Below are 13,742 nucleotides of genomic sequence, written 5' to 3'. Positions count from 1 at the left end.
CAGATTTATTTTGCTAATAAAATATCGTGTATTTTTACTAAATCTGTTTTACCAGCGATGATCTCATCAGGTGTTAAACCCGATAATTCATGCGGGAATACTAACCACTCTTCTGATTCATGAATGTAGTAGTCAGGCTTCATATCAACTTTAGAATTTTTTGGTTTGTAATACGGGCATGCAATGCGGATATCTTTAGGTAAGTTTAAACGCATCAGTTCCGAAAGCTTTTCTTTCAGTGCAAAAATACTACGCCCTGAATCAAATACATCATCAACAATCAATAACGAGTCACCTGCGTTAGCATTTTCAATAATGTAGTGTAAGCCATGTACTTTAATTTCTTTCGACTGCTTATTAATACCATAATATGATGAAGTTCGTACCGCGATATGATCTGTCTCTATGCCCTTATAATCATAATACTCTTGCACTGCAATCCCAATTGGGGCACCACCACGCCAAATACCAATAATAAAATCAGGACGAAAACCATCTTGGTATACTTGCGCCGCAACGCGAAATGAATCTTCAAGCAATTGTTGCGCTGTGATGTAGCACTTATCTGACATAATTAGAATTCCCAGTGTGAGTTGATCATTCAAGTATAGTTTATGAATACGACTTAAATAAAAGCAGCGCTTTTAATGTAAGAAATATAACTTCAAACCTTTATCACTTGAAATGCAAAAGTGGGGCGAGATTTTAGCGCAAATAAACTAAAAAAGCTTGTTTCTGTTTGTAATTACATTTTTATAGCCAACAAAAAAGCGCCTAAAACGGCGCTTTTTTAAACATATTCAAGATTACGCTTTTTCTAGTAAAGTACGTGCAACTGTGCGCATCCCGACTGTTGTCGCGCCCGCAGCCCATTGACTCGTGCTACCCATATTAAACGCTGCCGCTAAATCCATATGCACCCAGCCTTTGCCGTCGTTTGGTACAAAGCGTGACAAGAAACCAGCAGCATTTGATGCACCACCATAACCACCGCCTTTTTGGGCACGGCTGTTAGCTGTATCAGCGTATGGTGAAGGACAGTTTTGTTGATGCCACTTTTCAAGTGGTAGTGGCCACGCGCCTTCCATTTCTTGTCCAGCAAAGCCTTCAACTTCACGTACAAACTCTTTATCAAGTCCAAATAAGGCATTGTACTCTTGACCAACAGCAACTAGCGCAGCGCCTGTTAGTGTCGCCGCATCAATAATTAAAGGAGCACCTGTTTCAGCTGCAGCCATTAAGCCATCAGCAAGTACTAAGCGTCCTTCAGCGTCAGTGTTAACAATCTCAACTGTCGTGCCGTTTTTATAGGTAAGGATATCACCCAGCTTATATGCATGGCCTGAAATAAGGTTCTCAGCACAGCATAAAAACAGTTTAATACGTTTATTAATACCGCGACTAATAGCCAATGCCAAACCTGCGGTAACCGTTGCAGCACCGCCCATGTCGCACTTCATACCTAACATACCTTCGCTGGCTTTAATTGAATAACCGCCAGAGTCAAAAGTAATCCCCTTACCAACAAGCGCTGCATCCACAGGCGCATTTTCATCGCCAGTTGGATTGTAATCAAGTGCAAGTAATACAGGCGGGCGCTCACTACCGCGACCAACAGCATGGATACCAATCCACTGCTGCTCAAGTAGCGCATCACCTTTGATGATTTGATAGCTCACGTGTTCAGGAGCTAGTGATTGAATAAATTCAGCAGCTTTACCAGCTAAACTTTCAGGGAAAATGTCATCCGCCGTGCCATTGATCATTTCACGCGCCCAAGTAGCAGAACGAAGTAATGAAGCAAGCTCTTGGCTATCTGTTTTAGCATTTTCAGCAAATTCAACACCGTGTAATGACTTAGGCGATACAAACCCTTGATAAAAAGCCCACTGTGTTTCTGTACACCAGCAATCACCAGCTAGCACGACATTTTTAACGCCTTGATTGGCAATACTGCGCGCGGCTTTTTGTACATTTACTAATGTTTCTTGTTCAGATAAATGAACCGTTGCACCGTGCTCATAAAAAGATAACGTGGCGGTTTCGCCCCAATGCGATGCAGCACCCTGCTCGCTTAATTGAACAACAAATTTTTCAGACATGTTAGAATACTCTTTGCGCTAAAATAGTGACAATGAGTTTACTATAGCCACAACAACTTCCCAACTGCTTGAGACCAAATAACTAAAATAATGAAATATACAACGCCACTCCAACACGCTACTTTAATCAAACGCTACAAACGTTTTTTAGCCGATTTACGCCTTAGCGATGGCTCAGAGTTTACCGCCCATTGTGCCAACACAGGTAAAATGACTGGTTGCGCGGAGCCTGACTTTGCAGCCTTTTATTCCACCAGTAGCAATCAAAAAAGAAAATATCCTCATTCATTAGAATTGACACAAAACCAGTTTGGCCATCTGATCTGTGTCAATACGGCAATCGCGAATAAAATCGTTGCAGAAGCACTTCATGCAGCGGTAATCAACGAGCTTAGCGGCTACACTAAAATACAGCCAGAGGTTAAATATGGTGATGAAAATAGCCGTATCGATTTTTTACTGACAGCTCCCCAACGCCCAGACTGCTATGTAGAAGTAAAATCTGTCACTTTACTCAGTCAAAATGATCCACAAAGTGGCCAAGGTTACTTCCCTGATGCCGAAACTCTTCGCGGTCAAAAACATATTCGTGAATTAATTGAAATGGTTGCACAAGGCCACCGTGCAGTGCTGCTGTTTGCTGTATTACATCAAGGGATTAAGCAAGTTAGTGCGGCACGCCACATTGACGAAAAGTACGCCCAACTAGTTGATTTAGCAATAACTAAAGGTGTCGAAGTAGTTGCTTATAAAGCCGATATTTCGAGCGCTGAAATTACACTAACAGAAAAGCTTACTTTTAATTAAAAGCGACTTGTTTTTAAGGTTTTCGCCCATATAACAAGGCAAGTTTTTAAGCACTTATTTAAAAGTAATCGGTGTAAAAACCACTTATCGTACCTTTTTTAATTTTATTGATGCGGTTTAAGTAAGACTAATTAATGAAAAATAAATTTGCCTAGGCCATAGGATTCTGTTATTTATAGCCGCCGGCTCATGCTGGGCATTATATTAAGGATTTAGGAGAAAGTTATGCCAGACCAAAAAAAATTAGGGTTATTGGCTCAGGCCGGATTAGAACCATACCAGGAAAAGCCGGGCGAAGAGTATATGAATGATGCACAACGCACTCATTTCAAAACTATTTTGGAAGCATGGCGCAACGATTTACGCAATGAAGTTGACCGTACTAAATCGCATATGCAAGACGAAGCAGCTAACTTCCCTGATCCAGTTGACCGCGCAGCACAAGAAGAAGAGTTCTCTTTAGAACTTCGTACTCGTGACCGTGAACGTAAACTGATCAAAAAAATTGAAAAAACGATCCAATTAATCAAAGAAGATGATTTTGGTTTTTGTGATTCGTGCGGGATTGAAATTGGTATCCGCCGTTTAGAAGCACGTCCTACAGCTGACTTATGCGTAGACTGTAAAACGCTTGCGGAAATCAAAGAAAAACAATCTGGACGTGGTTAGTTACTAGTAATTAATCAATGTCTACCACAGCCGTTACTGCGCCTATGCGCAACTATCGCGGTCGCTTTGCGCCGTCACCTTCTGGACCACTTCATTTTGGTTCTCTTGTGGCGGCTGTGGGCAGCTACCTTGACGCGAAAAGCAACCAAGGCACTTGGTTAGTCCGTATTGAAGATATCGACACCACACGTGTTGTAGACGGCGCCACTAAGGATATTCTCAATACCTTAGAAGCCTATGGTTTGTACTGGGATGAAGACGTAGTCTATCAAACTCAACGCCATGACTTGTATGCGCATACCATTAATAATCTAAATAACCAGCACCTAATTTATGCTTGCCACTGCTCGCGCAAAGAAATTAAAGCGCTTGGCGGTATTTATCAAGGCCATTGTCGTCATTTAAAGCATAGTCAGAACAGCAGCGCACTACGGTTAATTCAGCAACATGCTACATGCCAATACCATGATCTCATTCAAGGTGAGATAAATGTAGCTCATGATCTCGCCCACGAAGATTACTTAATAAAGCGCAGTGATGGGCTATTTGCTTATCAACTAGTGGTGGTCGCAGACGATATTGCCCAAGGTATCACTCATGTCGTACGCGGCGCAGACTTGCTTGAACCAACCGCACGCCAATTGAGTTTATTTAAACAATTAGCTGCCACGGCCCCCCATTACGCACATTTACCATTAGCAGTCGCTAAACCTGGGTTTAAATTATCAAAACAAAACTATGCCCCAGCTATTAGCAAAAGTAACCCCAAACCGGCTTTGCTGAGTGCATTCGAATTTTTAGGATTGGCGCCCAAAGATGAATTACTTGAACTAAATATCGAGCAAATGCTAGCTTGGGCAGTAGACAATTACAACTTGCAAAACGTCCCTAAAATGACACAAATTCAAATTTCGCAAAACCCACACAGTCATACAACCGCCTTTACGCATTTAAACAAATAAAAATTCACTAAAAAAGGCTAATTTTAAGGCCTTCAACTTAATTTTTAAGCTGTGCTGGTATATGATAGCCCACCTTAAATGTGCAATTCATTTAATTAATACCAATTGCGTTAAGGTTGTACACGATTCAGCAGTCAAGTAGCCCAATAACAGGATAATAATTTCCAGCATCGTTATGCTAGAAAATTTTAACCCTAGCAATGACTGTTTAACTGACTAGAATAAACAAGACTCTAATACCATAGGTATTACCAAGTAAACGCAACACATGTGCAGTTAATAGTAAAGTGAGGCTATACTTGGTTTGATTTTTGATGGCGTCCATCAAATAACCGAATTCTGTAGGAGACAGATTATTATTTCCAAGCTTTTTCAATTTTGTCGGCAAATTATTGGCCCAACCGCCTCTGTAACAGCCGAACATACCCAAGTCTCTGCGCAGCCTTTAATAGTTGGACGCAATGAGCATGGTATTTCTCGCAAACAATTTAGCCCAAATGCAATCAAGGTATTATATCGCCTGAAAGACGGAGGCTTTGATGCCTACCTTGTTGGTGGTTGCATTCGTGATATTTTGTTAGGTCAACAACCAAAAGATTTTGATGTGGTCACCAATGCCACTCCTGATCAGGTTAAAAAGCTATTTCGTAATTGCCGCTTAATTGGCCGTCGCTTTCGTTTAGCACACATTGTTTTTGGTCGTGAAATAATCGAAGTGGCCACCATGCGAGGTCATCACGAAGCGCCTGAAGATAAAAACCAAATTAGCCAATCGAGTGACCAAGGACAACTGCTGCGCGATAACGTTTTTGGTAGTATTGAAGAAGATGCTGAACGCCGCGATTTTTCAATCAATGCGTTATATTATTCAATTAATGATTTTTCAATCCATGATTATGCTAATGGCTTAGCAGCTATTAACGCTCGACAAATCGAGATGATTGGTGATCCAGCAACCCGTTACCGCGAAGATCCTGTACGTATGCTGCGCGCAGTTCGCTTTGCAACCAAACTCGATATGTCGATTGCACCGGCAACCGAGCAACCATTAAATGAATTAGCAAGCCTGTTAGATAATATCCCTGCAGCGCGGTTATTTGAAGAAACACTGAAACTGTTTTTAAATGGCAAGGCCGAAGCAAACTTTTTAATGCTACGTAAATATGGCCTTTTTAAATCATTATTTCCAGCTCTTGATAGTATTTTAGATAGTAATCCTGATGGCTTAGAGTTCGCTTTAATTCAACAGATGTTCCGTAATACAGATGAACGTATTAATGCGGAGAAAAAAGTAACTCCAGCATTTATTTTTGCTGCATTGTTATGGTTCCCATTATTGCAGATCACTAAAGCACTGCAAGAACAAGAGCAACTATCTGAATACGATGCCTTCGCTCAAGGTATGAACAAAGTACTCAGTGATAATGCCCAACATATTGCCGTACCAAAACGCTTTACCCTTGGCGCTCGTGATATCTGGCATATTCAACACCGCTTAGATAAACGCTCAGGACAACGTGCATATCGCCTTACACAGCAACCACGTTTTAAAGCTGCGTATGACTTTTTACTCTTGCGCGTACAGGCCGGTGAAAAACAGCATCAGCAATTAGTTAACTGGTGGACTGAGTATTTAAAACAAGACATCAATGGTCAAAAAGAGCTAGTTAAAGCGTTAGGTACGCAAGGCGCAACAAAAGGCCGTCGTCGTACTCGCCGACGCAGCCCAAAACCAGCGGCTGAATGATCATGGAAACCGTCTACCTTGGTTTAGGGGCTAATTTAAACGCTCCACGTACTCAACTAGATCATGCTGTTGCAGCACTGCGTGCATTGGCTGATTGCGAGTTTATTGGTGTATCGCATTATTACGCGAGTAAACCGATGGGCCCGCAAGATCAACCTGACTACGTTAACGCTGTTGCGGCGCTAAAAACCACGCTATTACCTGAGCAGTTGCTTGATTTAACACAACAGATAGAACTTGAACACGGCCGAGTACGAAAAGCACAGCGCTGGGGGCCACGCACCTTAGATATTGATATTTTATTATTTGGTGATCAAGTCATTAATAGCGAGCGTTTAATTGTGCCACATTATGGTCTAACTGAACGCGAGTTTGTGGTTTACCCGCTACTTGAAATAGCCCCAAATATTACGCTGCCAAATGGTACATTACTTCACAGTATTAGCACTAATTTGGCACTAAACGAATTACAACAATTACCTCTGTAATTAATTTCAGGCTGTTGCCTACGAGGATACTATGTCTAAAATAACCGTTTCTACGCTTAATAAAATGAAAGCAGACCAACAAAAAATCACGGCATTAACGGCCTACGATGCCAGCTTTGCAAAGTTATTTCATGATAACGGCGTAGACGTTATTTTAGTCGGTGATTCGTTAGGCATGGTGTTACAAGGTGGCGACGATACCCTGGCTGTCACCAATCAAGATATTGCCTATCATACTCGCAGCGTACGCGCCGGGAGCCGTGATTTATTCGTCATTGCAGATATGCCATTTATGACCTACTCAAACCCAGCCGAGAGCTGTAAAAATGCAGCAGAATTAATGCGAGCTGGCGCTAACATGGTCAAACTTGAGGGGGGCGAATGGCTGTATGACTCAGTTGTTGCGCTGACTCAACAAGGTATACCGGTATGTGGACATTTAGGCTTAACACCGCAATCAGTACATGTGTTTGGTGGTTTTAAAATCCAAGGCCGTAGTGAACAACAAGCACAAAAAATGATTAGCGATGCTCAGGCGCTTGCCGCGGCAGGCGCACAAATGCTGGTTCTTGAATGTATTCCATCTGAACTTGCCAAATTAATTACTGACGCGGTTAATATTCCTACCATTGGTATTGGTGCAGGTAATCAAACTGATGGCCAAATTCTAGTCATGCATGACTTAGTTGGCATTTCAGCAGGTTATATCCCTAAATTTTCTAAAAACTTTTTACTCGAAACAGGCAATATGCCGGATGCGGTTAAAAAATATTGTAGCGACGTTAAAAGTGGTGCTTTTCCAAGCACGGAACATGAGTTTAAATAATGCAGTCGATCACTGAAATAAAATCATTACGTAGTCAAATTAAAGCATGGCGCCAAGCCGGGCTTAGTGTAGCACTAGTGCCAACTATGGGTAATCTACATCAAGGGCATTTTTCACTCGTTGAGAAAGCCAAAAACATGGCTGATAAAGTCGTGGTTAGTATTTTTGTAAACCCAATGCAATTTGGTGTCAACGAAGATCTTGATAACTACCCGCGCACCCTCATTGCGGATAAACAAGGACTGGCAGAGCTTGGTACTGATATTGTATTTACCCCAAGTGTGGAAGCCATTTACCCTAACGGTTTAGATGCGCAAAGCTTTGTCGATGTACCAAATATATCAATGGGTTATTGCGGCGGATCACGTCCAGGTCATTTTCGCGGTGTAGCAACGGTGGTTACTAAATTATTTAACTTAGTACAGCCTGACTATGCGTGCTTTGGTGAAAAAGACTATCAACAGTTGCAAGTGATTAAAACCATGGCTCATGACCTGTCAATTCCAGTAGAAATTATTGGCGTTGCAACCAGCCGTGAAGTGTCAGGGTTGGCTATGAGCTCTCGCAATGGCTACTTATCAGAAGCTCAAAAAGAAACAGCGACAGTGCTATTTAAAACCCTTAATTGGAGCGCAGAACAGTTAAACTCGGGGCAGCGTGATTTTGACGACATATGCCGACAAGCAAAGCAGCAACTAGAGCAAGCAGGGCTCAAAATTGACTACTTTGAAATAGCTCAGCGCGATACCTTAAAAAAAGCTACACTCAATGATAGTCAACTTGTGATTTTGGCGGCAGCCTTCTTAGGGCCAGTAAGGCTAATAGACAATCTGCTCGTTGATATTACATAACAATAATTGGGATAAGCATGAATTCATTATTAAAATTATCAAGCATTTCGCTGTGTATAGGCATATTAGCTGGGTGTCAAAACCAAATAGAAAACCCAGAAATGCAGCAATGCGCACAACAGAATTATCAATGTGAAGTGAACTGTGAACAGCAAAGTACCGGCGAAGGCATGGCATATAAAGTATGTAGTACCAAATGTATTGAAGCCTACAACCAATGCAAAGCAAATGCCCAAGCATTAGGTAATGTGCAATAACTGATATTAACTTGCCAATTATCATGATTGGCAAGTTTCCTCCCCCTGCGCCTACTTTAGGCAAACTTTCTACATCCAACCATCGTGATTTTTCTGCCATTCACCTTAGAGCAAGGTTTAGTTTAGTAATATCTACTTATATTAGTAAGAAGTAGTCATACATTGCGTGTAATTATTTCCAGCTTACACAAAGAAAGTACACCCTCTACGATACTAATAAACATAAAGTCATTGAAATATATAAGTTTATTTTAGGTTCGTTTTTTGCAAACTTGAATTCAACTAACTAAAGCATTTTAAAATTAACCAGATAACGGCTAAAGGAAAAAACCTCATGGAAACGATAACGCGGGCAGCTCTGTATCCATCATTTAAAAAGAGGGCATTATTAAGTGCATTATTAGCCTTGTGTGCATGTAATGTCAGTGCGGCAGAACAACCAATAACAAAATCTGATGCGGGTACTGCTGATGCTGTACCAACTACACAGCCAACTTTGCTTACAATCCCTTCTGAAAAATTATTTTCGGTGGTAACAGCTAGAGCCAAACAACTGGCTGCCAAAGACTACGTAGCAGCTCCCGTAATTGCTGTTGATGCGTTAAATAATATTAATTATCAGGACTATCGAGCGATTCGTTTTCGTCAAGATCATGCGATCTGGAAAGATGAAAGTTTATATGAGGTACAGTTATTCCATCCAGGTTTTCTCTATAAAAACCCTATCGCGATTAACACAGTTGATGCTGATGCGAAGGTAAAAAATCTACCATTTAAAACTGATTACTACCGCTATGATGGCACCGCAGCACCACTTGAGCAGGAAATTACCACAGCTTTAGGCACCACTCAGTTAGGGCATGCTGGTTTTAGAGTACATTTTCCACTCAATAATAATGAGTACAAAGATGAGGTAGCGGTATTTCAAGGCGCTTCATATTTTCGCATAGTGGGCCCTGACCAAGTGTATGGTATTTCAGCACGCGGCCTGGCGATTGATACAGCACTCAGCTCTGGTGAAGAGTTTCCAGTATTTAAAGAGTTTTGGTTAGTTAAGCCAAAACCTGAAGACACTCACATTGTGTTATATGCATTACTTGATAGTCCTTCTGTTACTGGCGCATATCGTTTTGAGATCAGTCCATCAACAGCAACTGAAGTAACAACTAAAATGCAAATATTCGCCCGCAAAGATATCAAAAAACTAGGTATAGCACCGCTTACAAGCATGTTTTACCACGGCGAAAATAGCACTAAATTCTTTGATGATTACCGACCAGAAGTACATGACTCTGATGGTTTACTAATGCAATCACAAGACAATAAATGGGTGTGGCGTCCGCTAAATAACCCTAAACAGCTTAGTGTAACGTCATTTGGTTATGACAATCCAAAAGGTTTTGGACTAGCACAGCGCGACCGTGAGTTTAATAACTATCTCGATACTGAGGCACATTATCATGCCCGCCCAAGCCTCTGGATTGAACCACAAGGACAATGGGGAAATGGTCGAGTTGAGTTAGTAGAAATACCGACTGATACCGAGACCAATGACAATATCGTTAGCTATTGGGTACCAGAGCAACCACTTAAAGCAGGTGAAACACTTAGTTTTAGTTATAAATTGTCAACATTTAACGCGGCGCTTGCAAGCCAAGATAAAGCCCGAGTTTTACGCACTCGCATTGGCAGTGCTGCATTACCCGGTGAAGAAAATCCACCACCAAAAAGTCATCGCCAATTTACGGTTGACTTCACTGGTGACAATATTAACAACTTGTCAGCCAAACTAAAATTGCTTGCTAATTTGACCCTAAATTCAGGTGAAATAAGCGATAAAACAGTTCAACAATTACCAAATAATGAAGGATGGCGTGTTGCTTTTAAAGTCGCGCCAGAGAGCGGTAAGCCTGTAGACATGCGCTTATCATTAACACTACGTGACAAAGAAGTTAGCGAGGTATGGAGTTATGTCTGGTATCCAAATGACGTCGAGTAACAGTACAATGCCTTTTAAAAAGACTCGTGTATGGCTTTTTTCACTGTTAGTGTTAGCCATCTCAGCTTACGGTATGTGGATCATGTTTGATATTTTAAATTCAAATGGCATGACCCCGCTTGAGTATGCATTACTTGCGCTGTTTTCAATTACCTTCACTTGGATTGTGACCGCATTTTGCAGTGGCTGTATGGGATTTATTTTACAATTATTTAGAATTGACCCGCTGACACTGACGCGCCAAAAAGCAATCGAAATTGATCAGCAAGCATTGAGTAAAACCAGAACTGCTGTCGTTATGCCTATCTACAATGAAGATACGCAGCGAGTTATCGCAGGTTTTGAAGTGAGCTTACGTTCACTGATAAAAACAGGCCAATTTGCGCATTTTGATTTCTACTTATTAAGTGATACACAAGATAAAGAAATAGCTAACAATGAGCTAAAAGCGTGGCATGCCTTGACCGAACGCCTAGGTGATTTTGCCAAACAAACTTTTTACCGCCGCCGTGAAGATAACAAACACCGTAAAGTAGGTAACTTAACTGACTTTTGCGAGCGTTGGGGCAGTAAATACGAGCACATGATTGTACTTGATGCAGATAGCATCATGACGGGTCAGTGTATGCTTGAGCTCACCAGCAGCATGATCAACAATCCACAAGCTGGGCTTATTCAAACGATTCCGATCCCTGTTAGGCAAGATACCTTCTTTGGTCGCTTTCTACAGTTTGCGTCAGTACTTTATAGTCCAATGCTAGCAACCGGTTCAGCTTTTTGGCAGACTAATCACGCTAATTACTGGGGACACAATGCCGTCATTCGGGTTAAAGCGTTTATTGATTGCTGCGGTTTACCGGTGCTCAAAGGTAATGCCCCTTTCGGCGGCGAAATTTTAAGCCATGACTTTGTCGAAGCATCGTTGCTGCATCGTTCTGGCTGGGATGTATTATTACTCAGTGATATACAAGGTAGCTACGAAGAAGTACCGAGTAATATTTTAGATTACGCTATTCGCGACAGGCGTTGGGTGCAAGGCAACATTCAACATTTAGGTTTGTTACCTGCGTCGGGTTTAAAAATAATCAGCAAGCTGCACTTTTTATTAGGTGCAACGGCATATATTTCATCATTAATTTGGTTATCAATGTTAGTGCTAAGTACCATAGATGCGGTCACCCGCGCACTAAACAGTAATGTCTATTTTAATCAGGTGTATCAATTATTTCCGACTTGGCAAATAGCAAAAACAGAATTAATTAACTCGTTGCTTTTTGTCACAATTGTGTTGTTATTATTACCGAAATTAATGGGGATTATTGTCACACTGATCCATCGTAATAAACAATTTGGCGGCTCATTTAAATTAATTTTAGGCTCAATCATTGAAACCGTGTTTGCCATTATTATCGCCCCGCTGATGATGGTTTTTCATAGCTACTTTGTGGTGTGTGTATTTTTAGGTAAAAAAGTAACGTGGGACGCCCAGCCTCGATCAGGCCGCATGGTTCCGTGGCAAGAAGCGATAGGTTACACATTACTATCAACCTTAATCGCCTTAGCTTGGGGCGGTATTGCTTATTACTTTACGCCTGTATTCTTTTGGTGGTTATCGCCGATCTTAGTTGGATTGATCTTAGCAGCCCCAATTGTACGATATTCAAGTAGCATAGGCTTAGGGGTTAAATTACGTAAAATGGGCATATTTATTTGCCCGAGTGAAGTTGATAATAACGACACCCTTGCAGCCTTACGTGTACATGAGCAAGAAATAGCATTACCGAATGATGATGTTGCTAACTTTACAATCCCTACATTGGGGCAAGAGCAACCTAGCGTAATGCCAATTCAGAGCTTTAAGCGCCAAGGTTTAAGTAAACGTAAACGCGTTTTAAATGCCCATCAACAGCTCAAAAAGAAGCTGTTTAACTAACCTGAACCTAGTTGATATAAAAAAACCGCGCAATTTACATTGCGCGGTTTTTTATTAACTCATAGTTGGCGTTAAGTTTAAAGAAGACCTAGCTTCTTAAGTTCGCCCATTGCCATCTTGCCAGAAAGTGGTACATAACCATCTTTCTCTACAATTTTTTGGCCATCTTGTGATAACACCATTTTTAAGAACTCTGCTTCAATAGGTGCAAGCGGTTTATTCGGGTGTTTATTCACATAAACATATAAAAAGCGCGACAGTGGGTATTTACCTGTTGCTACATTTTCAAGTGTTGCATCAACAAAGTTATCGCCTTTTTTCGCCAGTGGTACAGTACGTACGCCTGATGTTTTATAACCGATACCTGAGTAACCAATTGCATTCACTGATGAAGAAATTGATTGCACTACCGATGCTGAACCTGGTTGCTCGTTCACGTTGTTACGGAAGTCACCTTTACATAGCGCTTTGTTTTTAAAGTATCCGTAAGTACCAGATACAGAATTACGGCCATAAAGCTGAATGTCTTTTGCAGCCCAATTCCCCGTTAAACCTACATCACTCCAACGAGTCACATCTGCATCAGCACCACATTTACGAGTTGAAGAGAAAATCGCATCGATTTGGTCGATACGTAAACCTTCAATTGGATTGTCTTTATGAACAAATACTGCCAATGCATCAATCGCTACACGTACTTCAGTAGGTTTATAACCGTAACGTTTTTCAAACGCTTCGATTTCTTTTGATTTCATTCTGCGGCTCATCGGGCCAAAGTTTGCTGTGCCTTCTGTCAATGCCGGTGGCGCAGTAGATGAACCAGCCGCTTGAATTTGGATGTTCACATTTGGGTAAATACGTTTATATTCTTCAGCCCAAAAGGTCATCATGTTGGCTAAAGTATCAGAGCCCACAGATGAAAAATTACCTGAAATACCACTGGTTTTTTGATACTCAGGAATAACTGTATCTACTGCCATTGCTTGTGCAGATACAAATGTTGTTACTGCCACACCCATTGCGGCTACTAGGTTTTTAAATCTCATTAGGTTGCTCCGATTTTGTTCGTCCATTTCTTAACTGTCGTCTACTCTAAAGAGA

Annotated in this window: 13 protein-coding genes; 10 read left to right on the top strand and 3 right to left on the bottom strand. The window is 41.3% G+C overall.

Annotation, left to right across the window (positions count from 1 at the left end):
* Positions 1-5 precede the first annotated feature (5 nt).
* Together H5232_RS00915 and pepB are read right to left on the bottom strand one after the other, a co-directional pair.
* Positions 6-572 carry a phosphoribosyltransferase gene (locus H5232_RS00915; protein WP_145235390.1) on the bottom strand — a complete coding sequence of 189 codons (567 nt, stop codon included), beginning with the start codon at positions 570-572 and terminating at the stop codon, positions 6-8.
* A 234-nt stretch (positions 573-806) separates the two neighbouring features.
* On the bottom strand, positions 807-2,102 hold the full coding sequence (gene pepB / locus H5232_RS00910; protein ID WP_182761369.1) for an aminopeptidase PepB: 1,296 nt from the start codon (positions 2,100-2,102) through the stop codon (positions 807-809).
* A 90-nt stretch (positions 2,103-2,192) separates the two neighbouring features.
* Here pepB and sfsA point away from each other — a divergent pair, with 90 nt between their 5' ends.
* The 10 genes from sfsA to mdoH all read left to right on the top strand — a co-directional run bounded on the left by sfsA (position 2,193) and on the right by mdoH (position 12,641).
* On the top strand, positions 2,193-2,909 hold the full coding sequence (sfsA, locus tag H5232_RS00905) for a DNA/RNA nuclease SfsA (RefSeq protein ID WP_182758180.1): 717 nt from the start codon (positions 2,193-2,195) through the stop codon (positions 2,907-2,909).
* A 225-nt stretch (positions 2,910-3,134) separates the two neighbouring features.
* Entirely contained in the window at positions 3,135-3,578 is a 444-nt protein-coding gene (gene dksA, locus H5232_RS00900; RefSeq protein WP_145235383.1) for an RNA polymerase-binding protein DksA, read from the top strand.
* Positions 3,579-3,595: 17 nt separating this feature from the next.
* Positions 3,596-4,540, top strand: a complete 945-nt coding sequence (gluQRS, locus tag H5232_RS00895; protein ID WP_182830465.1) for a tRNA glutamyl-Q(34) synthetase GluQRS — start codon at positions 3,596-3,598, stop codon at positions 4,538-4,540.
* Between the two features lie 304 nt (positions 4,541-4,844).
* Positions 4,845-6,287 (top strand): polynucleotide adenylyltransferase PcnB, encoded by a 1,443-nt coding sequence (gene pcnB, locus H5232_RS00890; RefSeq protein ID WP_220491261.1) that lies wholly within the window; start codon positions 4,845-4,847, stop codon positions 6,285-6,287.
* 2 nt (positions 6,288-6,289) lie between these two features.
* On the top strand, positions 6,290-6,775 hold the full coding sequence (folK, locus tag H5232_RS00885) for a 2-amino-4-hydroxy-6-hydroxymethyldihydropteridine diphosphokinase (protein ID WP_149982114.1): 486 nt from the start codon (positions 6,290-6,292) through the stop codon (positions 6,773-6,775).
* A gap of 31 nt (positions 6,776-6,806) precedes the next feature.
* The gene (panB, locus tag H5232_RS00880) at positions 6,807-7,601 is read left to right on the top strand and encodes a 3-methyl-2-oxobutanoate hydroxymethyltransferase (protein WP_145235375.1); all 795 of its coding nucleotides are present in this window, start codon (positions 6,807-6,809) and stop codon (positions 7,599-7,601) included.
* Entirely contained in the window at positions 7,601-8,452 is an 852-nt protein-coding gene (panC, locus tag H5232_RS00875) for a pantoate--beta-alanine ligase (RefSeq protein ID WP_182739831.1), read from the top strand. The genes panB and panC overlap by 1 nt, the downstream gene beginning before the upstream one ends.
* A 17-nt stretch (positions 8,453-8,469) precedes the next feature.
* Complete coding sequence (locus H5232_RS00870) at positions 8,470-8,709, top strand: hypothetical protein (protein ID WP_182717174.1); 240 nt, start codon at positions 8,470-8,472, stop codon at positions 8,707-8,709.
* 334 nt (positions 8,710-9,043) lie between these two features.
* Complete coding sequence (locus tag H5232_RS00865; RefSeq protein ID WP_259400096.1) at positions 9,044-10,708, top strand: glucan biosynthesis protein; 1,665 nt, start codon at positions 9,044-9,046, stop codon at positions 10,706-10,708.
* Positions 10,680-12,641, top strand: coding sequence for a glucans biosynthesis glucosyltransferase MdoH (mdoH, locus tag H5232_RS00860; RefSeq protein ID WP_182830464.1), 1,962 nt, complete (start codon positions 10,680-10,682; stop codon positions 12,639-12,641). The genes H5232_RS00865 and mdoH overlap by 29 nt, the downstream gene beginning before the upstream one ends.
* Before the next feature lie 77 nt (positions 12,642-12,718).
* Here mdoH and H5232_RS00855 read toward each other — a convergent pair whose 3' ends face one another.
* Positions 12,719-13,687, bottom strand: coding sequence for a PstS family phosphate ABC transporter substrate-binding protein (locus H5232_RS00855; RefSeq protein ID WP_145235368.1), 969 nt, complete (start codon positions 13,685-13,687; stop codon positions 12,719-12,721).
* Positions 13,688-13,742 lie beyond the last annotated feature (55 nt).

Origin of the sequence: Pseudoalteromonas sp. SG41-5, from assembly GCF_014164495.1 — a bacterium.
In the GTDB taxonomy this organism is placed as follows: Bacteria; Pseudomonadota; Gammaproteobacteria; order Enterobacterales; family Alteromonadaceae; genus Pseudoalteromonas; species Pseudoalteromonas rhizosphaerae.
This window is presented reverse-complemented; position numbering and strand designations above follow the sequence as displayed.

Coding starts and splice junctions, on each gene's coding strand:
- H5232_RS00865 (WP_259400096.1), top strand. CDS start 9,044: ATGGAAACGATAACGCGGGCAGCTCTGTATCCATCATTTAAAAAGAGG.
- pepB (WP_182761369.1), bottom strand. CDS start 2,102: ATGTCTGAAAAATTTGTTGTTCAATTAAGCGAGCAGGGTGCTGCATCG.
- dksA (WP_145235383.1), top strand. CDS start 3,135: ATGCCAGACCAAAAAAAATTAGGGTTATTGGCTCAGGCCGGATTAGAA.
- H5232_RS00870 (WP_182717174.1), top strand. CDS start 8,470: ATGAATTCATTATTAAAATTATCAAGCATTTCGCTGTGTATAGGCATA.
- H5232_RS00915 (WP_145235390.1), bottom strand. CDS start 572: ATGTCAGATAAGTGCTACATCACAGCGCAACAATTGCTTGAAGATTCA.
- folK (WP_149982114.1), top strand. CDS start 6,290: ATGGAAACCGTCTACCTTGGTTTAGGGGCTAATTTAAACGCTCCACGT.
- sfsA (WP_182758180.1), top strand. CDS start 2,193: ATGAAATATACAACGCCACTCCAACACGCTACTTTAATCAAACGCTAC.
- H5232_RS00855 (WP_145235368.1), bottom strand. CDS start 13,687: ATGAGATTTAAAAACCTAGTAGCCGCAATGGGTGTGGCAGTAACAACA.
- panB (WP_145235375.1), top strand. CDS start 6,807: ATGTCTAAAATAACCGTTTCTACGCTTAATAAAATGAAAGCAGACCAA.
- panC (WP_182739831.1), top strand. CDS start 7,601: ATGCAGTCGATCACTGAAATAAAATCATTACGTAGTCAAATTAAAGCA.
- mdoH (WP_182830464.1), top strand. CDS start 10,680: ATGTCTGGTATCCAAATGACGTCGAGTAACAGTACAATGCCTTTTAAA.
- gluQRS (WP_182830465.1), top strand. CDS start 3,596: ATGTCTACCACAGCCGTTACTGCGCCTATGCGCAACTATCGCGGTCGC.